General features: G+C 61.1%; 25 protein-coding genes. 9 read left to right on the forward strand and 16 right to left on the reverse strand.

Annotation, left to right across the window (positions count from 1 at the left end):
- Positions 1 to 8: 8 nt before the first annotated feature.
- Genes RBB32_RS10610 through RBB32_RS10620 form a run of 3 tightly spaced genes read left to right on the forward strand, consistent with a single transcriptional unit; the run spans position 9 to position 4235 of the window.
- A complete protein-coding gene (locus RBB32_RS10610) occupies positions 9 to 965 on the forward strand; it encodes a hypothetical protein (RefSeq protein WP_306152682.1) in 957 nt (318 codons plus the stop codon).
- On the forward strand, positions 962 to 3400 hold the full coding sequence (locus tag RBB32_RS10615; RefSeq protein ID WP_306152683.1) for a hypothetical protein: 2439 nt from the start codon (positions 962 to 964) through the stop codon (positions 3398 to 3400). Before RBB32_RS10610 ends, RBB32_RS10615 begins: the two co-directional genes overlap by 4 nt.
- Positions 3393 to 4235 (forward strand): glycosyltransferase family 2 protein, encoded by an 843-nt coding sequence (locus tag RBB32_RS10620; protein ID WP_306152684.1) that lies wholly within the window; start codon positions 3393 to 3395, stop codon positions 4233 to 4235. The genes RBB32_RS10615 and RBB32_RS10620 overlap by 8 nt, the downstream gene beginning before the upstream one ends.
- On the opposite strand, the gene RBB32_RS10625 is transcribed toward RBB32_RS10620, so the two are convergent.
- Positions 4232 to 5437 (reverse strand): glycosyltransferase family 4 protein, encoded by a 1206-nt coding sequence (locus tag RBB32_RS10625; protein ID WP_306152782.1) that lies wholly within the window; start codon positions 5435 to 5437, stop codon positions 4232 to 4234. The two genes, RBB32_RS10620 and RBB32_RS10625, sit on opposite strands and share 4 nt — an antisense overlap.
- 218 nt (positions 5438 to 5655) lie before the next feature.
- On the opposite strand from RBB32_RS10625, the gene RBB32_RS10630 reads away from it, so the two are divergent.
- Positions 5656 to 7014, forward strand: a complete 1359-nt coding sequence (locus RBB32_RS10630) for an oligosaccharide flippase family protein (protein ID WP_306152685.1) — start codon at positions 5656 to 5658, stop codon at positions 7012 to 7014.
- Positions 7015 to 7018: 4 nt separating this feature from the next.
- Here RBB32_RS10630 and RBB32_RS10635 read toward each other — a convergent pair whose 3' ends face one another.
- The 4 genes from RBB32_RS10635 to RBB32_RS10650 form a co-directional block, all read right to left on the reverse strand.
- Complete coding sequence (locus tag RBB32_RS10635) at positions 7019 to 8338, reverse strand: Wzz/FepE/Etk N-terminal domain-containing protein (RefSeq protein WP_306152686.1); 1320 nt, start codon at positions 8336 to 8338, stop codon at positions 7019 to 7021.
- Between the two features lie 135 nt (positions 8339 to 8473).
- Positions 8474 to 9295 carry a CpsD/CapB family tyrosine-protein kinase gene (locus tag RBB32_RS10640; RefSeq protein ID WP_306152687.1) on the reverse strand — a complete coding sequence of 274 codons (822 nt, stop codon included), beginning with the start codon at positions 9293 to 9295 and terminating at the stop codon, positions 8474 to 8476.
- A gap of 32 nt (positions 9296 to 9327) precedes the next feature.
- The gene (locus RBB32_RS10645; protein ID WP_306152688.1) at positions 9328 to 10098 is read right to left on the reverse strand and encodes a sugar transferase; all 771 of its coding nucleotides are present in this window, start codon (positions 10096 to 10098) and stop codon (positions 9328 to 9330) included.
- 620 nt (positions 10099 to 10718) lie between these two features.
- The gene (locus RBB32_RS10650) at positions 10719 to 11348 is read right to left on the reverse strand and encodes a ribonuclease T2 (protein ID WP_306152689.1); all 630 of its coding nucleotides are present in this window, start codon (positions 11346 to 11348) and stop codon (positions 10719 to 10721) included.
- 131 nt (positions 11349 to 11479) lie between these two features.
- Between RBB32_RS10650 and RBB32_RS10655 the strand changes: the two genes are divergently transcribed.
- Positions 11480 to 12226, forward strand: coding sequence for a DUF1013 domain-containing protein (locus RBB32_RS10655; RefSeq protein ID WP_306152690.1), 747 nt, complete (start codon positions 11480 to 11482; stop codon positions 12224 to 12226).
- 81 nt (positions 12227 to 12307) lie between these two features.
- On the opposite strand, the gene recR is transcribed toward RBB32_RS10655, so the two are convergent.
- The 3 genes from recR to RBB32_RS10670 all read right to left on the reverse strand — a co-directional run bounded on the left by recR (position 12308) and on the right by RBB32_RS10670 (position 15208).
- The gene (recR, locus tag RBB32_RS10660; RefSeq protein WP_306152691.1) at positions 12308 to 12901 is read right to left on the reverse strand and encodes a recombination mediator RecR; all 594 of its coding nucleotides are present in this window, start codon (positions 12899 to 12901) and stop codon (positions 12308 to 12310) included.
- Positions 12902 to 13003: 102 nt separating this feature from the next.
- Complete coding sequence (locus RBB32_RS10665) at positions 13004 to 13348, reverse strand: YbaB/EbfC family nucleoid-associated protein (protein ID WP_306152692.1); 345 nt, start codon at positions 13346 to 13348, stop codon at positions 13004 to 13006.
- Positions 13349 to 13447: 99 nt separating this feature from the next.
- Positions 13448 to 15208: a DNA polymerase III subunit gamma/tau gene (locus tag RBB32_RS10670; RefSeq protein WP_306152693.1), complete on the reverse strand. Its 1761-nt coding sequence runs from the start codon at positions 15206 to 15208 to the stop codon at positions 13448 to 13450.
- Positions 15209 to 15343: 135 nt separating this feature from the next.
- Between RBB32_RS10670 and RBB32_RS10675 the strand changes: the two genes are divergently transcribed.
- Both RBB32_RS10675 and RBB32_RS10680 read left to right on the forward strand, forming a co-directional pair.
- Entirely contained in the window at positions 15344 to 16180 is an 837-nt protein-coding gene (locus tag RBB32_RS10675) for a neutral zinc metallopeptidase (RefSeq protein ID WP_306152694.1), read from the forward strand.
- A gap of 7 nt (positions 16181 to 16187) precedes the next feature.
- Positions 16188 to 16670, forward strand: coding sequence for a protein phosphatase (locus RBB32_RS10680; RefSeq protein WP_306152695.1), 483 nt, complete (start codon positions 16188 to 16190; stop codon positions 16668 to 16670).
- A 46-nt stretch (positions 16671 to 16716) separates the two neighbouring features.
- Here the strand turns inward: RBB32_RS10680 and RBB32_RS10685 are convergent, their stop codons facing one another.
- Positions 16717 to 17364: a Crp/Fnr family transcriptional regulator gene (locus RBB32_RS10685; protein ID WP_306152696.1), complete on the reverse strand. Its 648-nt coding sequence runs from the start codon at positions 17362 to 17364 to the stop codon at positions 16717 to 16719.
- A 414-nt stretch (positions 17365 to 17778) separates the two neighbouring features.
- Between RBB32_RS10685 and RBB32_RS10690 the strand changes: the two genes are divergently transcribed.
- Positions 17779 to 20148 carry a PAS domain S-box protein gene (locus RBB32_RS10690; RefSeq protein ID WP_306152697.1) on the forward strand — a complete coding sequence of 790 codons (2370 nt, stop codon included), beginning with the start codon at positions 17779 to 17781 and terminating at the stop codon, positions 20146 to 20148.
- Here RBB32_RS10690 and RBB32_RS10695 read toward each other — a convergent pair.
- Together RBB32_RS10695 and RBB32_RS10700 are read right to left on the reverse strand one after the other, a co-directional pair.
- Entirely contained in the window at positions 20120 to 20827 is a 708-nt protein-coding gene (locus tag RBB32_RS10695; protein WP_306152698.1) for a response regulator transcription factor, read from the reverse strand. The two genes, RBB32_RS10690 and RBB32_RS10695, sit on opposite strands and share 29 nt — an antisense overlap.
- A gap of 471 nt (positions 20828 to 21298) precedes the next feature.
- A complete protein-coding gene (locus tag RBB32_RS10700; protein WP_306152699.1) occupies positions 21299 to 21466 on the reverse strand; it encodes a hypothetical protein in 168 nt (55 codons plus the stop codon).
- 149 nt (positions 21467 to 21615) lie between these two features.
- Between RBB32_RS10700 and RBB32_RS10705 the strand changes: the two genes are divergently transcribed.
- Positions 21616 to 22011 carry a DUF2267 domain-containing protein gene (locus RBB32_RS10705; RefSeq protein WP_306152700.1) on the forward strand — a complete coding sequence of 132 codons (396 nt, stop codon included), beginning with the start codon at positions 21616 to 21618 and terminating at the stop codon, positions 22009 to 22011.
- 47 nt (positions 22012 to 22058) lie between these two features.
- On the opposite strand, the gene RBB32_RS10710 is transcribed toward RBB32_RS10705, so the two are convergent.
- The 5 genes from RBB32_RS10710 to RBB32_RS10730 all read right to left on the reverse strand — a co-directional run bounded on the left by RBB32_RS10710 (position 22059) and on the right by RBB32_RS10730 (position 25678).
- On the reverse strand, positions 22059 to 22484 hold the full coding sequence (locus tag RBB32_RS10710) for a DUF2267 domain-containing protein (protein ID WP_306152701.1): 426 nt from the start codon (positions 22482 to 22484) through the stop codon (positions 22059 to 22061).
- A gap of 80 nt (positions 22485 to 22564) precedes the next feature.
- Positions 22565 to 22789: a helix-turn-helix domain-containing protein gene (locus RBB32_RS10715; protein ID WP_306152702.1), complete on the reverse strand. Its 225-nt coding sequence runs from the start codon at positions 22787 to 22789 to the stop codon at positions 22565 to 22567.
- A gap of 434 nt (positions 22790 to 23223) precedes the next feature.
- The gene (locus RBB32_RS10720; protein ID WP_306152703.1) at positions 23224 to 24273 is read right to left on the reverse strand and encodes a low specificity L-threonine aldolase; all 1050 of its coding nucleotides are present in this window, start codon (positions 24271 to 24273) and stop codon (positions 23224 to 23226) included.
- The gene (locus RBB32_RS10725; RefSeq protein ID WP_306152704.1) at positions 24270 to 24743 is read right to left on the reverse strand and encodes a YcgN family cysteine cluster protein; all 474 of its coding nucleotides are present in this window, start codon (positions 24741 to 24743) and stop codon (positions 24270 to 24272) included. Before RBB32_RS10725 ends, RBB32_RS10720 begins: the two co-directional genes overlap by 4 nt.
- On the reverse strand, positions 24740 to 25678 hold the full coding sequence (locus tag RBB32_RS10730; protein ID WP_306152705.1) for a bifunctional riboflavin kinase/FAD synthetase: 939 nt from the start codon (positions 25676 to 25678) through the stop codon (positions 24740 to 24742). Before RBB32_RS10730 ends, RBB32_RS10725 begins: the two co-directional genes overlap by 4 nt.
- Positions 25679 to 25703 lie beyond the last annotated feature (25 nt).

A 25703-nucleotide genomic window follows, 5' to 3' on the forward strand; every position in this document is an offset into this window, starting at 1 on the left:
TTCGTGGCATGGCTGGATGGCGGCGCAGGCTTTTATTGATACCCATCGCGGTTTTGGCCGCGGTGCCGTTCCTGCGCGATTGGTTCGGGCCGTCGAAACCTGACCCTGAGGCAGTGAAGGCCGCCTATGCCGCGCCCTTGGCTCCGCCGGATGGGCCTTTGCGTACCTATCACCTTGGGCATTCCTTGGTTGGGCGGGACATGCCCGCGATGCTGGCGCAACTGGCCGGTGAGGGGCATGGATACGAGCTACAGCTTGGGTGGGGCACGTCGCTCAAGCATCATTGGGAAGATGACCTGCCGATCAACGGGTTCGAGCGCGAGAATAATCACCCCCGCTATCGCGATGCGAAAGAGGCGTTGCAGTCGGGGGAGTATGACGCGGTGGTTCTGACCGAGATGGTCGAGATCCGCGATGCGATCAAGTATCATGACAGCGGTGTGTATTTGCCGAAATGGGCCGCTTTGGCGCGTGAGGGAAACCCGGATGCGCGGGTGTATCTGTACGAAACATGGCATCCGCTGGATGACCCCGATAGATGGCTTGCGCGTTTGGATGCGGATTTGGCGCGCTATTGGGAGGATGGCGTTCTGCTGCCCGATCTGGCGGTGAATACACCGGACAGCCCGGTGCGGGTGATCCCGGCGGGGCAGGTCATGGCGCGCTTCGTGCGCGAGGTCGAGGCACAGGGCGGAATCGGCAATATCCGCACCCGCGAAGACCTGTTCGCGCGGGGTGAGGACGGCAGCCTTGATCCGATCCACATCAACGATCTGGGGGCCTATCTGGTGGCGCTGACCCATTACGCGGTGCTCTATCACCGCTCGCCTGTAGGATTGCCGCATGAGCTGCGCCGCGCCGATGGCGGCGCGGCCATGTCCCCGGGTCCAGAGGCCGCGGCCCTGATGCAGCGGATCGTTTGGGAGGTTGTCACAGGCTATCCCAAGACCGGAGTGGCGCAATGAACCTTGGCGCGATCCTTCTATCGGTGCTTTTGGTCGGCCATAGCCTGTTCGGGCAAACCGGCCCGCGCATGCTGGAACAGTTGTTGCAGGCCGGGGGGCATACGCCCGAGGTCACCGCACAGGTCATCAATGGCGCGCCCTTGCGGTACAACTGGGACAACGGCGCGGAGGCCAAGGGCGACAATGCCCGAGAAGTTTTGGCGCAGGGCGGTGTGAATGCCGTGATCCTGACCGAGGCGATCCCGCTTGCCGATCAGGTCAAGTGGAACGACAGCGCGGGGTTTGCGGGCAAGTTCCATGCCTTGGCGGTAGAGGGCAATCCCCAAGCGCAGGTATTCCTGCAAGAGACATGGCCGCGTGGCGCACCGGGGCCAGAGTGGCGCGCGGCGATTACCGCGCAGGCCGCTGATTGGCAGGGCATCGTTGACGCGGTGAACGCCGCGCGGGTCGACGGCAGCCCGGAAATGCGCCTTTTACCGGCAGGGCAGGCCATGCTGGCCCTGCACGCGGCGATCGAGGCCGGGGAGGTTACGGGCCTTGAAGGCCTCGCCCCGCTTTTCGATGATGATATTCATCTCAGCGATCTGGGGCACTACTACGTGGCGCTGGTGCAATACGGGTTTGTCACCGGGCAAAGCCCCGAGGGTCTGCCACATCGCCTGACCAATCCTTGGGGCAAGGCCTATGATGCCCCGCCCGAGGATTTGGCGGCGCAGTTGCAGGCGGTTGCGGCGCGCGTGGTTGGCGGTGGCGAAACAACCAAGCCAAGCCCGAAGGCGAAGAAAGTCCCCGCGCCGCAGGCCAAGGGCAATGTCGGAACCGGCCTTGCGGCGATCAATGATTGGTCCGTGCAGCAGCCATTCTTGGACGTGATGAAAACCGCGCGCCCTTGGATCGTGCATAAGCCGGGCCAATGGGGCGGTGCAGGGCATGATGAACTGATCGCAGGTGGGTATCTGGATGGCGATGGCTGGCCCAAGCGCTTGCCGCGCGAGTTGGGGACGCTGGGCACCCTGATCCTGACTGATTTGCCCGAGGAGGCGGGGTATACCGCCGGGCGTTATCAGCTGGCTTTCGAGGGCAAGGGGATTGTTGAGGTCGGGGGCCGTGCCCGCAACATCCGTTATGGCGATGGCGAAGTGCGGTTCGATTTCACCCCCGGCGAGGGGTTGGTGGATATTCGCATTCAACGCAGTAACCCCGAAGACCCTGTGCGAAATATCAGCGTCGTCAAGGAAGAGCACCTTGCGCGCTTCGAGGCGGGCGAGGTGTTCAACCCGCTATGGTTGGAGCGCTTGGAGGGGTTCAAACTGCTGCGCTTCATGGACTGGATGGAGACCAATAACTCGGAGATATCCCAGTGGTCCGAGCGGCCCAAGCCCGGGGATTACACCTATGCCCTGAAGGGCGCGCCCTTGGAGGTTATGCTGGAACTGGTGCGCGAGGTTGGGGCCGATGCATGGTTGAATATCCCGCACCGGGCGGATGATGAATACGTGCGCGCTTTTGCGGCGACGGTGCGCGAGGGTCTGCCCGAAGAGCGGACGGTTTACGCCGAGTATTCCAACGAGGTTTGGAATTTCTCGTTTGAGCAGGCGCGCTGGGCCGCTGAGCAGGCGCAGGGGCGTTGGGATGTCGAAGACGCGGGCGTGCAGTTCTACGGCATGCGCGCGGCGCAGGTGGCACGTATCTGGTCCGAAGTCTGGGGCGAAGGCGGGCCTACGCTTATCAATGTGATTTCCAGCCAGACAGGCTGGCTTGGTCTGGAGGAATTGGTGTTCGAGGCCCCGCTATGGATGGCCGAACCCGATAGTGACGGTGTGCCGCCTTGGATCGCCTTCGATGCTTATGCGGTCACGGGCTATTTCGGCGGTATCTTGGGCACCGAGGCGCGGGCCGGGTTGGTGGCAGGATGGCTTGAGGAAAGCCGCGCGGCGGCCGAGGCCGAGGGGCGCGACAAGGGGCTGTCCGGTGACGCGCTTGCCGCGCATGTGGATGCGCACCGGTTCGATCTGGCCCTGCAAAAGGCTGGCAAGGAATTGCAGGCCGGTGCCCTGAGTGGGGATGCCGCCGATACGGTGGCGGACCTGATGGGCCGGGTGCTGCCATATCATGCCGAGGTCGCGCAGGCGCATGGCCTGCAACTGGTGATGTACGAGGGCGGTAGCCATGTGGTGGGCATTGGCCCGGCGGTGGATAACGCGGAACTGACCGCGTTTTTCCATGCCTTCAACTATTCGCCGCAGATGGCCGCGCTTTATGAACAGCTTTTCGCGGGGTGGCGTGACCTGACCGACGGGGTTTTTACCGCCTATGCGGATGTCTATGCGCCCACCAAATGGGGAAGCTGGGGGCATTTGCGCCATCTGGACGATGAAAACCCGCGCTGGTCGGCCCTGCGCGCGGCGCTGCTGTGTGAGGTTGGGTGTGAGTAAACCCTTGGCCTCTGTCATCATCCCGGCCCATGACGAGGCTGGCTATATCGGAACCTGCCTGCGGGCGCTTCTGGCCTCGACCCCCGGGACTTACCGGGCCGAGGTTGTGGTGGTGGCCAATGCCTGTACCGATAGCACCGTCTTGGTTGCACAAGGCTTTGCCGAGTCGGCCCGTGCCAGGGGGTGGGGCTTTGCGGTGATCGACACCGAGACACCGGGCAAGCTAAATGCCCTGAACCTTGGCGAGGCCAGGGCCAAGGGCGATATCCTTGTCTACCTGGATGCCGATGTGATCGTCAGCCGGCCCTTGTTGGGGCAACTGGCCGAGGCCTTGAAGGGCCCTGCACCACTCTATGCCTCGGGCAGCCCCGAGGTGGCCCCGGCACAAAGCGGCTTTACCCGGGCCTATGCGCGGATCTGGCAGCGCTTGCCGTTCGTCACGACAGGCGTGCCCGGGTTTGGCGTTTTCGCGATGAACATGGCGGGGCGGGCGCGTTGGGGCGCGTGGCCCGAGATCATTTCCGATGACACCTTTGCGCGGCTGAACTTTGCCCCCGAGGAGCGCGAGCGGGTTTCGGCGCGCTACAGCTGGCCGATGATCGAAGGCTTCCGCAACCTTGTAAAAGTGCGCAGGCGGCAGGACGACGGGGTGGAACAGATCGCCGCCCGTTACCCGCAGCTTTTGCAGAACGACGATGTGACACCGCCCAGCAAGGGGGACGTGTTGCGGCTTGGGCTGTCCGACCCCGTGGGGCTTGCGGCTTATCTGGCGGTGAAACTGGCCGTAAAGACAGGCTTTGCCGATAACAAGCAGGCTTGGGCGCGGGGACGCTAGGCCTCTGCCTGCTTGAAATGATCGGCCAGTTTGGCCGCTTCTTTGCCGACATCGTGCCGTTCCAACGCGCGGGCGCGGCCCGCCTTGCCCATCTGCGTTAGTGTTGCGGCATCGCATTGGGCCAGCTCATCCACGGCTTGCGCCAAGGCCCCGGCGTCCCCCGCAGGCACAAGCCAGCCGGTTCTGCCCGGTTGCACCAATTCGGGAATGCCCGCGATATAGGTGGCGATCACGGGGCGGCCTGCGGCCATGGCTTCCATGATGACCATGGGCAGGCCTTCGGCGAAACTGGGCATTACAAGCGCCTGCGCGCGGGCAAGTTCGGCGCGCACCGCGTCCTCGGAAAGCCAGCCGGTCAGGGTGATGTTGCCCTCTAACCCGTGCGATTTGATCGCCGCTTCGAGTTCGGGGCGCATTTCGCCGTCACCCACCAGCACCAAATGCGCATCGGGGTGTTGTGCCACGATCTGGGCCATGGCCTCGACCAGCACCAGTTGCCCCTTTTGTTCGGAAAACCGCCCGATAGAGACAAGGCGCGGGGCACCGGGGGTGACGGGTACGGGCGCGGGGAACTTTCCCGGGTCAATCCCGCAATGCACCACCTTGAGGCGCGGCCAATGGGCCTGATCGACCCAGCGGCACAACTGGCTTCGGCCAAAGCTGCTGATGGCGACGGTGAAGGCGGCATTGGCCATCTTGTCACCCAAGGACAGGGCGTGGGGCGCGTCGAATTCCTCGGGGCCATGAACCGTGAAGCTATAGCCTGGTCCGCCGACGGTATGGGCCAGCATGGCAACGGTCGCCGAATTGGTGCCGAAATGGGAATGGATATGCGTCACACGCGCCTTGCCACAGCGGTTGGCGATATAGCAGCCTTCGGCGAAATAGATCAGGTGGCGCAAGCGGCCCAGGGGATGGCGCGCGCCCGCGCGCAGGGCTTGGCAAAACCCGCGCCGCCACGCCCCGGGCGCTTTCACCAAGCGCGACAGCATCGCGCCGCCAAGGGCCAGCGCGCCATGCTCCAGAACGTAGTGGGTTTTCGCCTCTTCCTCGTGGTCTTGTGGGTCGACCAGCGGCATTGTAGGCCGCCGCATGGCCAGCCGCAGGACTGGCGTGCCCGAGGCCTCAAGCGCGCGCACCTCGCGGCGGATAAAGCTGTGCGAGGGCTGCGGATAGGTATTGAGAACATAGGCAACGGTCACGAGGGCATCCGCCTTTGGCATGGGGTCTTTCCTTTTCCTACCCGCTTTGAGCCTGTCGGGAAAGCGGCGGCGGATCGCGCGGCGCGACAGTGTTGTGAAGGTGGCGCAATTGTCGCCTGTGGTGGGCAAAACACCCTGAAAAATATTGGTTTTATTGACCACCCTGCGGGGCGCGCGTAGCCTGCGCGCATTCAACACCACGCTCGGAGCGCGCATAGATGACCAGCCTGACATCGGCATTCCGGGGCAACCGGTTGGTGGCCCGCGTGCTGCGCAGTTCATCATGGCTGGTGCTGGGCTATGGCGGCAGTCAGGCGCTCAGGCTGGCCTCGAACCTGATCCTGGCGCGGCTTTTGTTCCCCGAGGCTTTTGGCCTGATGGCCTTGGTCAATGTGGTGACCATGGGCCTGATGATGTTCTCGGACGTGGGCATCGGCCCGGCGATTTCGCAAAACAAGCGGGGCGATGATCCGGCGTTCTTGAATACCGCATGGACGATACAGGTGATCCGGGGCTTTTGCCTTTGGGCGGGCGCTTGCCTCTTGGCTTGGCCCATGTCGCAGCTTTACGATGCGCCGGAACTGGCTACCTATTTGCCGATCGCGGCGGTGTCCTTGATCCTTGCGGGGTTCAACCCGACGCGGATTGAAACCGCGCATCGGCATTTGCTGGTTGGTCGCGTGACGGTTTTGGGCCTGACCGGCCAGTTCATCGGTATACTGAGCATGATCGTTCTGGCATGGATCACCCAATCTGTTATCGCCTTGGTGATCGGCGGGGTGATCGGGGCGGCGGCGAAATTACTGCTGACGCATTTATTCCTGCCCGGCGAGGCCAACCGCTTTCAATGGGAGCGCGCGGCAGCCAAGGAGTTGATCCGCTTTGGCAAGTGGATTTTCCTAAGCACCGCCTTCTGGTTCGTGACCAGCCAGGGCGACAAGGCGATCCTGGGCAAGTTCCTGAGCCTTGAAACCTTGGGGATTTATAATATCGGCTATTTCCTGGCCTCTTTCCCGCTGCTTCTGGGGCATGCGGTGACACAGAAGGTCTTGATCCCGATCTACCGGGAAATGCTGCCGGCTGAGGGCTCGGAAAACCAGGAAAAGTTGCGCAAGATGCGGGTGGCGATGACGGTGGGGATCATGGGGCTAATGGCCGTCATGGCCTTGGTCGGGCCGTGGTTGGTGGATGTGCTTTACGATGATCGCTATGTGCAGGCAGGGGGCATGGTGGTGCTGATCGCCTGTGCGCTTGTTCCGCAGGTCATCGGCGCAACCTATGACCACGCAGCGCTTGCCGCGGGGGATTCGAAGCGGTTTTTCGTCTTCTCGGGAACCCGGGCCGTTATTCAGGTGGCCGCGCTTTTGATCGGGATCACGCAGTTCGGGTTGCTGGGGGCCTTGGTGGCTTTGGGCCTCTCCGCGATCCTTGTCTATCCGGTTCTGGTCTGGCTGGCGCGGGTACACGGCGTATGGGATGCGGCCCATGACGCGATGGCGGCGCTTGCTGCGGCGGTGATCGTCGCCGGGGCGATTGGGCTGCACCTTGATCCGATTTTGCAATTGGCCGCGCTTTAGCCGTTCACGCCTTGCCTTGCCGATCCTGATCTTTCGGGCGCTTGCGGGCGCGCTGTCGGTATTGGGCAAATCCGCGTTTGATCCTTTTGCGCCAATTGTCTTTCGGCTCCTTGATGGGTTTGATGTCCATCACCGGGATGGTGACCACGGGCGTTAACCCCACGCGTCGCTTCATCTGCTGGCTGGACCGGATCACCGGGTGGCGCAAATCCATGACAAACGCCAAGGCCAAACCAAGCAAAGCACTTCCAAACGTCCCCATGATAACCAGTTTCTTGCGGCTGGATGTCACCGGGTATTCCGGCAAGGCCGCCGGTTCGATCACGGTCAGGCGTTCGGACTGGCGCTGTTGTTCCAGTTTGAAACCGACTTCGGCTTCGGCGCGACGGGCACTGACCACGGCAAGCTGATCTCGAAGGTTCTGGCGGCGCCGCTCGAAGACGCCCAGTTCCCGCTCAACACGCGGAGAGCGTTCGATCGTGCGGCTGAGTTCCTCGGCCCTTGCTTCAAGCAGGACCTTCTGATTCTCGAAGGCCTGAATCTGTGCCTCGATCTCGCGGGTTTGGCGCGCAAGGGTCGTGGCCCTCTGGTTTTGGTCAAGTTGTGAAAGCTCTTGGCGCAGCGTGATGATCTCGCGTTCTATTTCAAGAATCTCACTGCTGACGCTGGCGATCTGCGTCTGGCGGAATTCCAGGCTGCCGGAAATGGCAAGATTGTTGTCACGGCGATATGCCGTAAGGTCGTCTTCCAGTGTCTCCAATTCCGACAAAAGCTTGTCTTCTTCCGAACTAAAGAAACTGAGGGTTTCGCGCGCTTGTTCAAGCCGCTGATTGGCGCTGATTTCGATGGTCCGGCTGGCGAATTCATGCGCCACTTGCTGGGCCTTCTGGGGGGTGTCGAAGGTGGCGGTGATGGTGATGACCGAAACCGTGCCATCGTCGGCAAAGCCTTCTCGGGCGGCGGCAACACCATTGATTTCAACGGCCTCTCGAATAATGGCCACCTTTTCGGTTTGCGGCAGACCCTCCATGCCGCTGAAAAGATTATACTTCTCGGCCACATCCATCAGGTTGCCACGAGTCATGAGCTGTTGCTGGATCAACTGCAGACGCCGGGCCGAAGCGCGATCCACGGTAGATGGGGCCAATTCATCATCGACAGTGGGCCGCTTGACCTGAATAACCTCGGACGAGCGGTAAAGATGGGTCTGCTGCATCGCGACATAAACAGCGGCCAAGGCACCCAGAAGCGTGACAAGCAAAATGATCTTGATACGCCGCCGTATCAGATCAATGAATTCGTCGATGGAAATCAACTGCTCCAACTGTTCACCTGCCTTCTAGGCCGTTGACACAACACGGCGCCCGGCGGATGGGTGGTTTACGGGCGTGTAAACCATGACAAACCGGCAAAACTATGGCGTGTGCTTGGTTAATTTGTAGTCAGGGCAGGAAAAAAATCAATCCGCGGCGGCGCGTCCACGATTCAGGATAACGCCAAGAAAATTGGATTGACCTTCGATTATGCTTTCGCATTTCTCGATGTGGCGGCGCGTGGTTCGGGTGGCATCGGCAACCAATAGAACGCCGTCGACATTGGGCAGGAACGCGGCCGCGTCATCGTATTCCAGCATCGCAGGCAGGTCATACAAAACAACATCCGGCAAAAGCGCTTCTTCCATATCTTCCAAAACGGCCGCGCTGACCTGGTCATGCAATTGCTCCGAGGCGTCGGGGTTGGCCTCGGTGTTCAGGGCCAGGGCAAGGCTGTCGGAGGCCCGGAACATATGCTGCTCCATGCCGATACGCCCGCACAGGAAATCGCTGATTTTCCATGTATCACGCAGGCCAAGGGCCTTGGCCACACCCGGCGCCCGCTGGTCCAGATCCACAAGGACCGAACGTGATCCGGGAACGCGCGCAAGGCTTTGCGCAAGGTTGACCGCCGTGAATGTGGCGCCACTGCCCGAGGTGGGGGCGACGACAGCAACCCGGCTCCACCCCTGCTGGCGCAGGGTTTGCATAAGCCGCGTGCGAAGCAGGTCAAAGGCCTTTGAGGCCGGATGCTCACGATTGTAATCAACCAATGGGGCGCCGGACAGCAGGTGCTGGCGCACATCCGGAAGGATCAGGCGCAGGGCCCCCCAAGCATCGGTGCGCGCCGTGACGCGCCCGTTGCCGAACAGCAATTCGCCACCGGCATCGCGACTTGCCGTGGCACCAGTGGGCGCAGGGACAAGCTCATGCTTCTGGCTTGTTGCCGGAGGGTAGCTCATGTTCATGGCAGAGGATCCTGGATGTTTCGTTTTCTTGGTCAATAGCCGGTCCGGCGTAGAACAACGCCAACTGTCTTTGCGATGATTTTCAGGTCTCCGAAGAATGACAGGGCAGCATCATACCGCGCGTCCACGGTTGCGCGAAAAGCAAAGCTGTTTTCGTTCCGGTCGGAAATCTGCCATGCGCCCGTGACCCCCGGGCGCAACGCGAAATACGCGGCCGGGTTCGGATAAAGCGACAGTTGATTCGGCATCATCGGTCGCGGGCCGACCACGCTCATGTCACCTTTCATCACGTTTAAGAACTGCGGCAACTCATCAAGTGAGGTGCTGCGAAGAAAGGCGCCCACGCGGGTGATACGCGGATCGTTTTTCAGTTTCTGGGTGGTTTCCCATTCCCTGCGCAGGGTGTCGTCCTTGGCCAGAAGGTCTTTGAGGTCCTGCTCGGCATTACGGCTCATGGTGCGCAACTTCAGAATGCTGAACGTCTTGCCCCGCGCGCCAAGACGGTCTTGACGGTAAAAGGGTTGCCCGCCTTCGATCCAAAGGGCAAAGGCACAGATCAGCGTGATCGGCAGGGTAATCGGCAGTGTTGCCAGAACAAAGGCAACGTCCAAAAACCGCTTTCCATGGTCCCGGTACAGGCGATGCGCGATCCGCGATGTGCCGACCGAAGCAGAAGCCTCATACCGATCAACCGGTACATTGTGCCTGTGGACGCGCAATGGCGTCCCGTCCGGCGCGGCACCAATCGTCTCGAAATGGTGGGCGTCATCGAATGAGCCCTTGATAAAAATACTGTCTTTCATGGTTGCCCCCCCGGCAACACTGGTTACACACTTTGCCGCACCCCGGCATTGACGGTTGTCGGGTCCCCTTCACGGAACGAAACGGTATGGCAGCGACCGCTTTTCTCGTTCCCTTCGGGGGCAGATTGCAGCGACTCATCGCAATGACCCCAAAAAGCCCTTCATCCCGATACCTGCCCGATTTTCGGCAAGTTCTTGAAAGACTTTAACAATTTTTTGCCCTATTTTGGCCCACTTTTGCGGAAACACATTGTTTCCGCGCATGCGATTCAGGCCACAGTGACTGCCGTTTGCCGGCACAGTCAATTAACTTTCTTGTCATTGTTGCGTAAGGGGAAACTTGCGTCACAATTTGCACATAATGTGCCACGGCAGCGTCATACAATATGCAAAAGCTGCCACATTACTGCCGCGTGAGTGACGGTAATTTTCTGCACCCTAAAGTGGAATTTCGGGCGCTGACTCGGAAGAGATTCGCAGCAGGCGAATGCGATCGCTTGGGTCAAACAACCGCGGGTTAAGCGTTTCCAGTTATTGTTGCATCTCCAATACCCTGTCAGGCCTACGGCCTTCTCGGGACATTGGTGATGCACTTTGGTTCAACGTAAACTGGATACGCTCTAGCGTATCGGCGCAAACAAGGCGTCTTTCATCCGACAGTCGTGGACCGTGTCGCGCCCGCATGGCACCGGTGTCAGCGTCTTGGACAGGCACAGACGCGCCTCTTGGATCCGTCCCTCGCGGCAGGTGATGGTCACCATATCCGGCTCAAGCCCCGGATTGGCCTTCAAAAAGGCCTGCTCCACCACGGCTGCGGGTAATTTCACCGGGTCGCGCAGATTGCGGAAAACCTCGGGGCGGGTGACGTTTTCAAAGGCCTCTCGCGACAGGGCGTAATAGGCCGGGGCGGACAGGCCCGTGCAACTGCCATGTTTCTTCCACTGGTACCATGTAAGGCCGGATGTGCCCATGATATCGGCCATCCCGGCAGTCATTCGCCGCGAGGGCGGGCGCTCTGCCGTTTGGCAATGCGAGGGCCAGCCGCGATGATATTGCGGCCACAAGCCGTGCAAAACCCAACCATGGTCATTTGACGCATCGCATTGCGGTGAGCCGCGCGCATCGCCCTCCAGCGCGCACCACGTGGGTGACCAACTCAGCGACAGCACGTAATAGTCGAAATCACCAGCGCGCTCACCTTCGGCGAAAGCGGCAACAGCACTGCACAGAAACAAAACAAGCGTGCGCATTCTTTGGCCTTCCATTTTCCGGTTTCGATCAGTATATACCCGCCAAGTTCCCCGACAACGGAAACCCGCGCCCGATCCGGACGCAGCCGATTAAGGCAACGGGGAAGATTTGCGTGAAGGAGGCCCGAGATATGGCAAAACCGCTTATGGCAAAAGCCACCGCCGTTTGGCTGGTGGACAACACGACGCTCAGCTTCAAGCAGATTGCCGATTTCTGCGGCCTGCATGAGCTGGAGGTGCAGGGCATTGCGGACGGTGACGTGGCCGCCGGTGTCAAAGGCTTTGACCCGATTGCCAACAACCAGCTGACACAGGAAGAGATCGAGAAGTCCGAGGCCGATCCGCTGCACAAGCTGAAGCTCAAGTTCAACCCGGCCGCCGCGGGCGAGGAAAAGCGCCGTGGCCCGCGCTACACGCCGCTGTCCAAGCGTCAGGATCGCCCGAATTCGATCCTCTGGCTGGTCAAGTTCCACCCGGAACTGGCCGATGCACAGATTGCCAAGCTGGTCGGCACCACCAAACCGACGATCCAGTCGATCCGCGAACGGACCCACTGGAACATCGCCAGCATGCAACCGATTGATCCCGTGGCCCTTGGCCTGTGCAAACAGTCCGAACTGGACGCCGCCGTGCAAAAAGCCGCTGCCAAGAAAGCCAAGGAAGGCGAGGCGATGGACGACGACGAGCGTCGCAAGCTGCTGAGCACCGAGCAAAGCCTTGGCGCCGAGGCCGAGCCGCGCATTCCCACCGCCATCGAAGGTTTGGAAACCTTCAGCCTTGGCGGCGATGACGAGGACGAAAAAGAAGACGAAAAGATCGACGCCGACAGCTTCTTTAACCTGCCGGACAGCCCGGATGACGAGGACGACGACGAATAAGATTTCGCCTCGATATCGGAAACAATGGGCCGATCCGCCTAGGCGGGTCGGCCTTTTCTGTCTTTTCAGGATGAGCGGCGGCTAGATCTGTTTGCGGGCGTTCAGCGCAGCGCTGATGGTGCCATCGTCGAGGTAATCCAGCTCTCCGCCAATCGGCACGCCTTGGGCCAGCGAGGTCAGCGTTACGCGGCCCTCCATCTGATCGGCGATGTAATGCGCCGTGGTTTGGCCATCCACCGTGGCATTCAGGGCCAATATCACCTCGCTCACGCCTTCGGCCTCGACCCGGTTCACAAGCTGCGGGATGCGTAGTTGTTCGGGGCCCACCTGATCCAGCGCGCTGAGCGTGCCGCCCAAGACGTGATACCGCCCCTTGAAGGCATGGCCGCGTTCCATCGCCCAAAGGTCGGCCACGTCCTCGACCACGCAAAGCTGCCCGTTGGCGCGTTTTTCCGAGGTGCAGATATCGCAGACATCGGTGGTGCAGATATTGCCGCAGTTGAGGCACTCGCGCGCCGTGGCGGCCACCTTTTGCATCAGGTCGGCCAGCGGCAGAAGCTGCAACTCGCGCTTGGCAATCAGGTGCAACACCGCCCGCCGGGCCGAGCGCGGGCCAAGCCCCGGAAGTTTCGCCATCAGGTCAATCAGGGCGTCGATGTCGCGGGTGGAATTCATGCAGGGTGCCTGTGGTTAGGCGCGGAGGTGGGGGCCAGCCCCCTACGTTGAAAATCCGAGGATTTTCAACGCTCCCCCGGGATATTTATGAAAAGAAGAAGATCAGAAGGGCAGGTTCATGTCCTTGGGCAGGCCCATTTCTTCGGTAAGCTTGCTCATTTCTTCCTGCGAGCGCTCATTCGCCTTTTGCTGGGCGTCCTTGATCGCGGCAAGGATCAGGTCTTCGACGACTTCCTTGTCGTCCGAGTTGAAGATCGACGGGTCGATATCAAGGCCCTTGAGCTCGCCCTTGGCCGAACAGGTGGCCTTCACAAGGCCCGCGCCGGATTCGCCTGTCACCATGATGTTGTGCATCTCTTCCTGCAACTCGCCCATCTTGGTCTGCATTTCCTGCGCTTTTTTCATCATGCCGGCCATATCGCCAAGCTGGCCCAGTCCTTTGAACATCTGATCTCTCCGGTTATTGAATGGGTGCGGCGCGCGGGGCGTGCCGTGGGTTTAGCTTACATATTGCAGTGCCGGGGGCGGGCGGCAAGGGCAGGGCCATCAATCTTCTTCGAAAGGGTCCCATTCGTCCTCGACCTCGGGAAGGGCGTCGGCCTCGGCCTCGGCCTGCTGATCCTCGGGGGTGCGGATCTCGGTGATGCGCGCCTTTGGAAAGGCGGCCAGCACGGCCCTGACCATCGGGTGATCCGAGGCTTCTTGCTTGAGTGCGTTTTCCGCCGCGTCGCGTTTGGCGGCGATCGTCTCGGCCCCGCCCTCATTGACGAGCGTGACGCCCCACCGGGTGCCGGTCCAGCGTTGCAGGGCCGCCCCAAGGCGTTGCGAAAGGTCTTGCGGTGCGTTTTCGGTCGGTTGGAATTCGATCCGCCCGGGCCGGTAACTGGCCAGTTGCACGCAGGTTTCGACCTCGACAAGAAGCTTCACATCGCGCTGCGTACGAATGAGTTCAACCACATGCTCGAAGGTCGGGTAATGGTCCAGCGCGGCCTCATTTGCCACGGCCAATGCAGGGCTTGCACCCGAGGCACTTGGGCCGGACGGCCCCGCATGGGTTGGCGCGGGTGTGCCCTGGGCGTGTGTTGTCCCGCCGCCTTGTGGCGCGGCTGCGCCACCACCCCCCGGACCCGGCGCAGGGGGCGGTGTATCGCGCAGTTTACGCACCAGTTCTTCGGGGCTGGGCAGGTCGGCCACATGGGTGAGGCGAATGATCGCCATTTCGGCCGCCATCATGGCATTCGGCGCATCGGCCACTTCGTCCAGCGCCTTGAGAAGCATCTGCCACATGCGCGTCAAAACCCGCATCGGCAAGGAATCCGCCATGCCCTGGCTGCGGGCGCGCTCATCAGGGCCGATGGTGGGGTCTTCGGCGGCTTCGGGCGTGATCTTGACCACGGAAATCCAATGCGTCACCTCGGCCAGATCACGCAGCACCGCCATCGGGTCGGCGCCTTCGGCATATTGGCCCGAAAGCTCGGTCAAGGCACCTGCGGCATCGCCTTTCATGATAAGATCGAACAGGTCCAGAACCCGCCCCCTGTCGGCCAACCCCAGCATGGCGCGCACCTGCTCGGCGGTGGTCTCTCCCGCGCCGTGGCTGATCGCCTGATCGAGAAGCGAGGTGGCATCGCGGGCCGAGCCTTCGGCGGCGCGGGTGATGAGGGCCAAGGCATCGTCGCTGATCGCGGCGCTTTCCGCGTCGGCGATTTTCTTCAAGAGGGTGATCATCACCTCCGGTTCGATCCGGCGCAGGTCGAACCGCTGACAGCGAGACAGGACGGTGACCGGCACCTTGCGAATTTCGGTGGTGGCGAAGATGAACTTCACATGTTCGGGCGGTTCTTCAAGCGTCTTGAGCAGCGCGTTGAAGGCCGAGGTGCTAAGCATGTGCACCTCGTCGATGATGTAGATCTTGTAGCGGGCCGAGGCCGCGCGATAGTGCACCGATTCAATGATTTCACGGATATCCCCCACACCCGTGCGCGAGGCCGCGTCCATCTCCATCACGTCCACGTGGCGGCCTTCCATGATGGCGGTGCAATGCTCGCACTGGCCACAGGGTTCGGTCGTCGGCCCGCCCTGACCGTCCGGGCCGATGCAGTTCATCCCCTTGGCGATGATCCGGGCCGTCGTGGTTTTGCCGGTGCCGCGAATGCCCGTCATGATGAAGGCCTGCGCGATCCTGTCCGCCTTGAAGGCGTTTTTCAGGGTGCGCACCATGGCGTCCTGTCCCACCAGGTCGGCAAAGGTTTCGGGCCGGTATTTCCGGGCAAGGACCTGATAGGCTGGTGTCGGGGTGTCGGTCATGCGGGGCCTTTGGATTCGGGATACCATGTGAACCTAAGCCCGACTTTGCGGGGCGTCCACCTTTCTGCGCTGTGGCTTGCTTTTGATCGCGGTTGGCGCGACTGTACAGGGGTGTTTGTCATTCGAGGGCAAGGTATGCGGTTACGTGGTCTCCGGCGCAGTCGGAATATTGAGGATCGCCGGCGTATGGGCGGTGGCGGCAAGGCCGGGATCGGCGGGGTTGGCCTGCTGGTTGTTTTGGCCGTGGGCTATTTCGCCGGGATTGATGTGACGCCCTTGTTGCAGGGGCGCGCGCCGCAGACTCAAAGCGCCCCGCGTGAATTGAGCGCCGAGGAAGAGCGCGCGGCAGAGTTCACATCACGGATCTTGGCCACGACAGAGGACGTCTGGGCGCAGGTCTTCCCGGCCCAGGTGGGGCAAGAGTATCGCCCGCCGGTTCTGGTGCTTTATTCGGGCGTGACACAAAGCCCTTGCGGAGGGGCAAGCGGGGCCACGGGGCCGTTTTACTGCCCCGCGGATCGCAAGGCCTATCTGGATACCGAGTTCTTTTCGACCCTGTCGCGCCAGTTGGGCGCAGGGGGCGATTTTGCCGCGGCCTATGTGGTGGCCCACGAGGTGGCGCATCACGTCCAGAACGAGTTGGGCATTCTGGGACAGGTGCATCAACGCCGCCAAGCCGTTGGTCAGGCACAGGCAAACGCCCTGACAGTGCGCCTTGAATTGCAGGCCGATTGCCTGTCGGGCGTTTGGGCGCGCGCCGTCGGTGACCTCCTTGAACCCGGCGACCTGCAAGAGGCCCTGAAAGCGGCCAGGATGATCGGGGATGACCATTTGCAACGCCGCGCAGGCCGCGTGCCACAGCCGCATACCTTCACCCATGGCACCAGTGAACAGCGCGCAAGATGGTTCGCCATTGGCTATGAAACCGGCGAAATGCGCCAATGCGATACATTCGCGGCCAATCGGTTGTAAGGCCGTCATGTCGGGGTTTGTCATATTCGCCTTGCCGGTCAGTGACGGGATTTTGGCCATCGCGCCTATGCCGGGCCGCGGCGGGCATTATGCCGAAGATCTGGCGCACCTGCGTGATTGGCAGCCGGCACTGGTGATCACCATGACCAGTCTGGCGGAAATGGCCCGGCACGGGGCGCAGGGGTTGGGGGCCGACCTTCAGGATGCGGGCACCCGGTGGGCGCATGTTCCGGTAACCGATTACGGGGTGCCCTCGATCACTCAGGAAGACGCCTGGCACGAGGCCAGCCGCGCCGCGCTTGCGGCGTTGCACGGGGGCGGCCGGGTGTTGATCCATTGTGCGGGGGGCTGTGGCCGTTCTGGCATGGCGGCCCTGCGCCTGATGATCGAAGCGGGCGAACCCGTGGATACGGCGCTCGCCCGATTGCGCGGGGTGCGGCCCTGTGCCGTCGAAACCGAAGATCAGTTGGATTGGGCCACCAAGGCATAAGCGGTCTGCAAACGCCACGGCGGTCGGGCCCTCGTCGCGATTGGCATCAGCCGAAGACGAGTTTTGGCCCCTCGACAAGTCCCTCCAGTGGCGGACCGGCAAAGTGCCGAAGCCGCTCCATATCCACAAGTTCGATCCTGTTTGGCGCGCGGACGTGAACGGCGCCTTTATCGGCCAAACCGTGCAAACACCGGCAAAACGTTTCGGGCGTCATGTCCAGCAGGCTGGATAGATCGCAACGGTTGAGGCGCAGCCCTACGATGGGGTTCGGGCCGCATGTGTCGATCGTGGTGTCGCATTCGCCGCTGTGCAGCGCGCTGAACAGGAAATAGGCCGCGACACGCTCGCGCGCGGTGCGCCCCCGCAGCAGACAAGTCCAGCTATGCATCATGTCCATCTGCCGCAGGGAGCTAAGGAGATACCCGTGTTCCAGCATGGGGGATCCCATCAAGAAAGCCTCGAAGGACCTTCGGTTGAACAGGCAGATTTCGACATCCGTGGCCGCCTCGTACGAAAAACGGTATTCGCTTTCGAACGCGCGTCCTGTGAAATCCCCCGGGAAAAGCAGTCCAAGGACCTGGGTATCGCCATCCTCGGTCATGAAAACGGTCTTGATCACCCCCGAACGAAGAATCCCGATTTTGTCGGACAGGTCACCCTGCATCAAAACGGTCTGACCCTGTGAAAAGTTCATATGATGGCCAAGACGGGACAATTCCCCAAAGTCCTCGGCTGGTGCATTGGCACAAAAGGAAAAGCCCGGAATAGGACACTCCTGACATTGGCACTGTGATGGGCGGTGCATTGCGACGACATTCATTTCAAATTCCTCTTTGAGCTGGCCGGACGAAAATACCCCCGGCACCAAGTGCAATTCCCCCGCGGGAATTTCGGTTGGTACTCACACAGTTCAGGTTACGCGGATAAATTTTCTGAATGCCTGGTCATGACGTGTGGATGTGATGCCATGTCCCCCCAAAGGCTTGATCATTAACCTTGAAAATCGTCGCCCGATCAAAATCATAAATGTGCAGAATTGTGCATTATCAATGCGTTGTGGTTCGGCATGTGGTATTATGCCATATTTGGTCCATTGCGGAGCCAACCCATGGCCCACGAAGGCTTTACGGAAGGTGTTGCCCCGCACACGCGCGAACCGGAGCGCCCGATTCTCGGGGTTTGGTTTGAACGTGTGTTCGAAAACGTGGCCCTGGGGGTCGTTGTGACCGACCTGCAAGGGCGGGTGCAAATCTGCAATTCGGCCTTTGGCCGGTTGTTGGGCTACCCGGTGTCGCAACTACAGTCGATGACATTCCATGATTTGGTCGAGCCCGAGGACCTGCCGGAAAACCAAGCCCTGTTCGAGGCCCTGGTCGAAGGCCGGGTTTCCTCGTTCGAACTGGAAAACCGATATCGCAAGGCCGACGGCAGCGCGATCTGGGTGCACAAATGCGTATCGCTCCTGCCCGATGAAGATGGACAGCCCGCACATGCCCTGATTCTGGCCAGTGACATTACCGAACAAAAGCAGTTCCTGTCACAGCTGGAAGGGCTGCGCGATCGGTTGGAGCGGTTGATCGAAGAAGCGCCAATCGCCATGGCCATGTTTGACCGCGATATGCGCTACATCCGGTGCAGCCGCCGGTGGCTGTCCGATTTCGACATGGGCGGCAAGGCGGTCGAAGGCCAATGCCATTATGACATGTTTCCCGATTTGCCCGACAGTTGGATCAAGGCCCACAAACGCGGTCTTGCCGGTGAGGTCGTAAAATGCCGAGAGGATTGGTTCCTGCACCCGGATGCAGGCGGATCGGTTCAATGGCTACGATGGGAGGTTCACCCGTGGCGTGATGTCGGGGGGGACATCGCGGGCATCATCCTCTTTGCCGAAGATGTAAGCGACCGTAAGCGCGCCGAACAGTCCCTGCGCGAAAGCGAAGCGCGTTTGCGCCTTGCCGCCGAGGCCGCGCATTTCGGCACCTTCGATATTGATCTGGCCACAGGTCACGCGCATTGGTCCCCCGAGGCACTCGGGCTTTTGGGCCTGCCCCCCGAGGCCAGCCCGCAAACCATCGACGAGATGGAGCGCCATATCGGGCCACGTGCGGTGCTCCAGATACGCAGCCAAATGCAATCGGCCTTTGACCCCATGGGGACCGGCACCCTCAAGCAGGATCTTGGCCTGACACTTCCCAATGGTGCGCGCCGCTGGCTGCAAGTCCATGGGCGCGTCATCTTTTCAAGAAGCGGCTGCAGTCGGCACGCCACACGCGTCAGGGGCATGATCCTGGACATCACCGAGAACCGGCAAATGCAGCGCCGGCTGGAAAACTCCAAGCGGCTTGAGGCCATCGGCCGATTGTCCAGTGGCATCGCCCATGACTTCAACAATCTTCTCACGATCATTTTGTCGAATCTCGAACTTGCCCAAAGGCGGAGTGCCGACCCTGAAACGCAATCTCTCTTGAATACCGCGATCGAGGCCTCCGAAATGGGGGCCACCTTCAATTCTCGGCTTTTGTCCCTTGCCCGGACACGCCGGGTTCAGCCGGGCCGGTTAAAGGTGGGTCGCCACCTCGCGTCACTCTGGCCGGTTCTGTCGCGCGCGGCGGCAGATGCGATCGACCTTAGCATCCTGCATAACCGGCAGATATGGACCGTCCGCGCCGACAAGGCCGAATTGGACAGCGCCCTGCTCAACTTGGTCGTCAATGCGCGCGACGCCATGCCCCATGGCGGGCAAATCACGATAGGCGCGGAAAACGTGACGCTCGATGCCGATGCCGCAGAGGGCTTTCACGATGCCTTTCCCGGCGATTACGTGCGCATCTTCGTTCAGGATACCGGCGTCGGCATGCCGCCCGAAGTGGCCGAACAGGCGCAAGAGCCGTTTTTTACCACCAAGTCCTTTGGCCGCGGAACCGGGCTTGGCCTGACAAGCGCGGCCGCTTTTGCCGCGCGCGAAAACGGGTTCATGCAAATCGAAACCGCCGAACAACAGGGCACCAACGTCTCAATTTACCTGCCGCGTGACATCGACGGGCCGGACAGTGGCCAAACCGACGCCTCGGAGACATCCGATATCATCTACGGCGACGGAGAGGTGATCCTGGTGGTCGAGGACGACGATTTGGTCCGAGAGGCCGTTTGCAAACGCCTTGAGGTTCTGGGCTATGCCGTCTGCGAGGCACCCAATGCCATCGCGGCTTGTGAGCAACTCGAAAAGGGTCACCATATTGATCTGGTGTTCAGTGACATCGCGATGCCGGGCCAGATGTCAGGCCGCGATCTGGCGGCTTGGGTGCACGAAAAACACGCCGATGTGGGCATGCTTCTGACAACGGGCAATGCGATTGACCAACCGGGTCCGGAAGGGGCCCCTGACGATGTGATCATCTTGGCAAAACCCTATTCGATTGCCCGCCTCGGCCGGCAAATCAACGATGCCCTCAAGCGCCGTCTACAGCCACGGGTTTGACGTCACCGGTGAAAACATAGCCGACCCCCCGGACGCTTTTGATCAACTGCGGGCCGTCCGTGTCCACCTCGATCTTTCGGCGCAGGCGCGCAACATGGCCATCAATCGTTCGATCCAGCGGTGACCACTCCTGCCCGCGCAGTTTCAACGAGATGTCGTCCCGGCTCAAAACCCGTCCGGGGTGCCGCACGAATATTTCCAACAGGCGCAGTTCGGTTTCGGTCAAGTCCAGAACGTCGCCGTTGCCCTTGCGTACGAACCGCTTGCGCGTGTCAAACACGCAATGGTCAAAGTCGATCTGCTTGGGGAAATGCGCGGAATTTTGGCTTTCTTCCAACTCATACCGCCGTAAAACCTGTTCGACCCGCATCACGATTTCGCGGAAATGAAACGGTTTGGTGATGTAATCATCCGCGCCGTTCTCAAGGCCGCGTACCCGGTCCTGTGGGTCGGCGCGCCCGGTGACAAGGATCACGGGCACGTTCCGGGTTTCACGCAGTTCCCGCGCGAAACTGAAACCCTCGTCTGGACCCAACCCAAGATCAAGGGTGACCAGATCAACGTCATGCCGTTTCACATTGGATATCGCGGTGCCACGATCGGCCGCTTCGATAACGTCGTAACCTTCGGCTTCCAAACCGAGGCGAAGGGTCATGCGCAGGTCGCTTTCGTCATCCACGACCAGAACTTTTCTTTTATGGTTCCCGATACGATCCACTATGCCCCGCGTTTCCAATTTGAAATTTAAAAATAGACTATCTTGATTATATCATATTCCGTCCCGTCTGGAAAAAATTGCACAGACAGAAGGCCGTTCAGGGCAATTGGCTGTGTCGGGGGCTCAAACATGATGCTGCGAAAAGCACCGGCCCGGACAGTATTGACAGGACCGTCCTGTCCGGGCCGGGATGCTGCCGCCGCGTTGAAACCTGGGCCGCTTGAAGCACGCCGTGGTTTCGGAAGGCGTACGAGGAATATGGGCGGCCCGTAGAAACGGACGTTTCGGCCAGTCGAGGTGTTGCGCTTCTAGTCGGGGATAAGAAAGCAACAGGAACGGGGGTGGACACAGAAATATACACGCGGTCTGTGCCCAACTTCCTTTTCACAGCTGGCCAGCAGTCCGCTGGCATCAGGGCGGCGGCGGCATTCATCAAGCCACCGAAGTATGATCGGCCATGGGCTTTGTGCCGGGCGCGGGCCATGCGGCGCGTCCTGCGGTTTTGGTGTCCAGACAAGCTGGCGGCGCACCGATATCCAGGCTCCGCTTGTCATGGGGAACCCATTGCACGCCCTTGTGCATGGCTTTGCGGACTTTCATCGTTGTCATCCTCGCGTAATGAGCGTGGGGTCATTGGTCGGTGACTGCCAGATTACTTTGCCGACGGGTCGGGGCATTGACGGTAGTCAATGTTGCCACTTGCATTGCAACCTTAGGGTTGTTCATGATCTCAACAAGGATGCAGGAAAATGTCAGTGCTCTGTGCCAACCTTGATCGTGCGCCGCTGTCCGGCCTGCCACGTGCCGCCGCAGTGTCGCGCAGGTCGCAGGTGCTCAGGGCGGCGCTGCTTGCATTGCGCGATTGGATGACAGCCGCCGAGGTGGTCGAATTGGCGCGACGGCTTCCTGACGGTTGGGTGCCGGTCCTCTTTGAGGGGTGGCGCCCGCAATCCATGGTCTTGTCCTATCCGACTCGCCGGAAATTCATCGCGGCTGTTCAGGGGCATCTGGACCGGATGGACGACCCTGTTCAGGTGGCCGAGGTCGCCGCGGCGGTCGAAGATCTGGCCGCCGTATTGCCGGACCGGCTTTTCGTACGAAAACCGGGGTGCAATCGTACGACTCGTACGGGAACCGCGCGGTAGGCCGAAAGGGTGCCGACCTGCCTGCCTTGTAGGGGGTGACAGCGATTTTATGGCTCGGGCCAGAGGGTTCGGATATCGGCGGGCAGGGCATTGCGGACATCGTTAACCTCACCTTTGGAAATGCGCGCGTTAAGCAGGCGAAATACCTCAGAAATATCTTCGGGGCCTTGGTATTCCTGATCACGGCCCAAGTTGGCCTCGATCCGGGCAACAAAATCGTCACGGGTGCGCTTGTGCGTCTGGGCGGGGCGCCAGCCTTCGAAAAACAGCCCGCGCACCAAGAGCGGAAGTTGCGCGGAAAGCTGGGCGGCCTCATCGGGGCTGATCATGTCACGCACCCCGGCCAGAGTGGTTCGCAAGAGCATCAGAACCTGCTTGCGGTCCGCCCACCCCAGTTTGGCGGCCAATTCCTTGATCCACTCATGGGTCAGTTGAACGGTGTGGTCGATTACTTCAAGTCCTTGAGAACTCATGAAAACCTCGCTTTTCCGGCTGCGTCATCGCAGCTGTTTCAGGGCGGGGCCATGCCCGTTGAATAGGGTCTTGCCCGGCCTCAATGGGTGGCCCATTTCGCCTGTACGGGAAGGGCCCGGCGCAGGCGTTTGACGGTTGACCGCGTCAAACCGTAGTAGCGGGCAATCTCGCGGTCGTTCATGCCGTATGCTGCCATGGCACGCAGGGCTTCGCCCGGGCATGGCCCAAGTTTTTCGGTAATGCGTACATGGCGTTTGACGGAAGAAAGGGGGGTGGTCAGCGTGTCGCGCAAGCGGTTTGTCATCATTGCCTCCGAAAGGAATGGCCCTTGCAATCGGGCCTAACGGGTTGACTTGGTTCAACTTTGTGGCGCCGGCTTGGGCGCTTGCCATTGATGGCGATCAACGGCGGGGCAAAGCGAAGGATCAACGTGCTGTGTTTGGCGAAGCCCCGCCCATACCGGGCGGGGTTGGGCAAATCTGTGCCGAAAGCCCTTTAAAACAAGAGAAATATAAAGGATGGCGCGGCGGTATTGACGGCCCTCAAAGACGACCGGCCCAGCGGCCTGCGATGCCGAAATGAAGGGTCAGATTCGCCGGGCGCATCGCCGGGGACATGCGCGAAACCGGGTATTCGTTACCAAGGCGCGCGTGTACAAACTGTACGTTTTGTACGCGGGTTTTGTACGAAAACCTGGGGTGTGGCCCCAAGACGAGCGCCTGCCGCGGGCGGCGGTGGTCAATCGCCCATGGCGAGGGCGACGAAATGGTCAATCGCGTCGTCTGAAATCGACCAATCACAAACCAGCCGCATGGCAAGCGGTTCATCCGCTGCGCCGCCCTCAAGCGGGCCTTGGTTCAGGCCGTAATGCGCGCCGCCGGTCATCAGACGTTGATGGGTGGCGCGGGGCAGGGTGGCGAAGATCATGTTGGCCTGCGGTTCGGCCAAGAAGTGACAGTCGGGCACGGAGCGCAGGCCGTCGGCCAGACGGGCGGCCTTGGCGTTGGCATCGCGCGCCATGGTGAGCCAAAGGTCATCGGTGAGATAGCCCAGCATCTGCGCGGCCAGAAAACGGTGCTTGGAAAAGAGATGCGCGGCGCGTTTGCGGCGCAACTCGAATTCCCATGCTTTTTCCGGGTTGAAGAAGATCACCGCCTCGACCCCCAGACAGCCGTTCTTGGTGCCCCCGAAGCTGACGGCATCAATCCCGGCCTTCCATGTCATTTCGGCAGGGGTGCAGCCAAGGGCGGCAAGGGCATTGGCAAAGCGCGCACCGTCAAGATGCACCGGCAGGTCATAGCGGGCGGCGGTTTGCGAGAGGGCGGAAAGCTCATCCAGCGAATAGACCCGACCCATTTCGGTGACTTGGGTGAGGGCCACGGGGCCGCGTTGCGAGCAATGCACATCGCCCAGGGGCCAGCCCTCGATCGCGGCTTGCAGGGCGTCGGGCGTCATCTTGTCATCATCGCCCACAAGCGAAAGCTTCGCGCCGCCGGTGTAGAATTCGGGCGCGTGGCATTCATCGGTGTGGATATGCGCCAAGGGCGTGCAGAAGATGGTTTGCCACGGCTGGGTGAGGGTGGACAGCGCCAAGGCATTGGCCGCCGTGCCGGTGGCGACCAGGTGAATGGAGGCCTCGGGCGCCTCGAAGACCTCGCGGAGTTTCGCCTCGACCTTGGCGGTCAGGTCATCCGCGCCGTAGGAGGGGGCAAAGCCTTGGTTGGCGTCGTTGAGGGCCTGCATGATTGCCGGGTGGGCGGGGCCGCAGTTGTCGGATTTGAAGCTCATGTTCCCGGTTCCTCGATTATATGGTCTTCCCAGTCGTCATCAGAAACCTCGAACTCGGGCACGGTGTTGCCCTGCATGGAAACCCCCGCGTCATGTACACTGTCGGGGGTGCCGGAAATCAGCGGGTGCCAATCGTAAAGCGGCTGGCCGTTATGCAGCAGCTTGTAGGCGCAGGTTTCGGGCATCCAGTAGAGGTGGCTTTCAAGGTTCTTGGCGGTCAGCGTGATACATTCCGGCACGAATTGGTGGCGGATGGGATATTGCGAGCAGCGGCAGGTACTGTCGTCGAAAAGGCGGCAGGCGACGTTGGTGAGGGCCACCTCGGAGGTGTCTTCATCTTCCAGCTTATTCAGGCAGCATTTGCCGCAGCCGTCGCAAAGCGCCTCCCATTCGTGGCGGGTCATGCGCGACAGGGGCGTGGTTTCCCAAAAGCGGGGGCGCAGGCCGGAGCGGTCGATGGGATCGGTCATAGGGCGCTCAGGATGTCGCGGGCTTTGGCGCAGTCGGCGTCCATCTGGGCGATGAAGGCCTCAAGACTGTCGAAGGTTTCTTCGGGGCGGAGGTAGTCGATCAGGGCGACGGAAAGCTCGGTGCCGTAAAGATCGCCGGAAAAATCGAAGATGAATGTTTCGATATTGGGCACTTCGCCGTTGAACATGGGGCGGACCCCGAGGGAGGCGGCACCGTGGTAGCTGCCTTTGTGGGGGCCGTCGAGAACATCGACCAACACGGCGTAGACGCCGAATTTGGGCGGGTGCAACCCCGCGATGGACATGTTGGTGGTGGGGTAGCCCAGTTCGCGACCGCGTTGTTCGCCGCCCATGACCTCGCCTTCGATGCGGTGCCAGTGGCCCAGCATGGCGGCGGCATCGCGGGGGCGGCCATCGCTGAGGGCCTGGCGAATGGCGGTGGACGAGACCTGACCTTTGTCACCTTCCAGAAGCTGGGCGATGCTGACGCCAAAGCCCATTTCGGCACCGAAGCGTTGCAGGTCGGCGGCGGTTCCGGCGCGACCTTTGCCGAAGCAGAAATCGGCGCCGACGACGACGTGTTCCAGGCCAAGGCCATCGCGGATGACGTTTGCGGCGAAGTCTTCGGGCGTGAGGGCCGAAAGGTTGGCGTTGAAGTTCAACTGATAGAGTTTCTCGACGCCGAGTTTTTCAAGGCGGTGGGCGCGGGCCTCGGGGTTCATCAGGCGGAAGGGGGGCGCATCGGGGGCGAAATATTCCCTTGGGTGCGGCTCGAACGTGAGCACGCCGAGGGGGGCGCCCGCGGCCTCGCCCGCGCGGCGGGCGATGTCGATGACGGACCGGTGGCCGATATGGACCCCGTCGAAGTTGCCGATGGCGACGCTTGCGCCGCGGTCGGCCTGATCAACATATGCGTAGTCGCGGATAATCTGCATGGCGATTGCGTAGCTCCAACGCGGG

Source organism: Roseovarius sp. MMSF_3281, assembly GCF_030733685.1.
In the GTDB taxonomy this organism is placed as follows: Bacteria; Pseudomonadota; Alphaproteobacteria; order Rhodobacterales; family Rhodobacteraceae; genus Roseovarius.

Bases quoted from the DNA above. Each gene is read 5' to 3' on its own strand.
- RBB32_RS10630 (WP_306152685.1), top strand. From the start codon at position 5,656: ATGACCAGCCTGACATCGGCATTCCGGGGCAACCGGTTGGTGGCCCGC.
- RBB32_RS10725 (WP_306152704.1), bottom strand. From the start codon at position 24,743: ATGACCGATCCCATCGACCGCTCCGGCCTGCGCCCCCGCTTTTGGGAA.
- RBB32_RS10670 (WP_306152693.1), bottom strand. From the start codon at position 15,208: ATGACCGACACCCCGACACCAGCCTATCAGGTCCTTGCCCGGAAATAC.
- RBB32_RS10705 (WP_306152700.1), top strand. From the start codon at position 21,616: ATGTCAGTGCTCTGTGCCAACCTTGATCGTGCGCCGCTGTCCGGCCTG.
- RBB32_RS10730 (WP_306152705.1), bottom strand. From the start codon at position 25,678: ATGCAGATTATCCGCGACTACGCATATGTTGATCAGGCCGACCGCGGC.
- RBB32_RS10690 (WP_306152697.1), top strand. From the start codon at position 17,779: ATGGCCCACGAAGGCTTTACGGAAGGTGTTGCCCCGCACACGCGCGAA.
- RBB32_RS10615 (WP_306152683.1), top strand. From the start codon at position 962: ATGAACCTTGGCGCGATCCTTCTATCGGTGCTTTTGGTCGGCCATAGC.
- RBB32_RS10610 (WP_306152682.1), top strand. From the start codon at position 9: ATGGCTGGATGGCGGCGCAGGCTTTTATTGATACCCATCGCGGTTTTG.
- RBB32_RS10715 (WP_306152702.1), bottom strand. From the start codon at position 22,789: ATGACAAACCGCTTGCGCGACACGCTGACCACCCCCCTTTCTTCCGTC.
- RBB32_RS10650 (WP_306152689.1), bottom strand. From the start codon at position 11,348: ATGCGCACGCTTGTTTTGTTTCTGTGCAGTGCTGTTGCCGCTTTCGCC.
- RBB32_RS10710 (WP_306152701.1), bottom strand. From the start codon at position 22,484: ATGAGTTCTCAAGGACTTGAAGTAATCGACCACACCGTTCAACTGACC.
- RBB32_RS10655 (WP_306152690.1), top strand. From the start codon at position 11,480: ATGGCAAAACCGCTTATGGCAAAAGCCACCGCCGTTTGGCTGGTGGAC.
- RBB32_RS10700 (WP_306152699.1), bottom strand. From the start codon at position 21,466: ATGAAAGTCCGCAAAGCCATGCACAAGGGCGTGCAATGGGTTCCCCAT.
- RBB32_RS10685 (WP_306152696.1), bottom strand. From the start codon at position 17,364: ATGAACTTTTCACAGGGTCAGACCGTTTTGATGCAGGGTGACCTGTCC.
- RBB32_RS10665 (WP_306152692.1), bottom strand. From the start codon at position 13,348: ATGTTCAAAGGACTGGGCCAGCTTGGCGATATGGCCGGCATGATGAAA.
- recR (WP_306152691.1), bottom strand. From the start codon at position 12,901: ATGAATTCCACCCGCGACATCGACGCCCTGATTGACCTGATGGCGAAA.
- RBB32_RS10675 (WP_306152694.1), top strand. From the start codon at position 15,344: ATGCGGTTACGTGGTCTCCGGCGCAGTCGGAATATTGAGGATCGCCGG.
- RBB32_RS10680 (WP_306152695.1), top strand. From the start codon at position 16,188: ATGTCGGGGTTTGTCATATTCGCCTTGCCGGTCAGTGACGGGATTTTG.
- RBB32_RS10640 (WP_306152687.1), bottom strand. From the start codon at position 9,295: ATGAACATGAGCTACCCTCCGGCAACAAGCCAGAAGCATGAGCTTGTC.
- RBB32_RS10645 (WP_306152688.1), bottom strand. From the start codon at position 10,098: ATGAAAGACAGTATTTTTATCAAGGGCTCATTCGATGACGCCCACCAT.
- RBB32_RS10720 (WP_306152703.1), bottom strand. From the start codon at position 24,273: ATGAGCTTCAAATCCGACAACTGCGGCCCCGCCCACCCGGCAATCATG.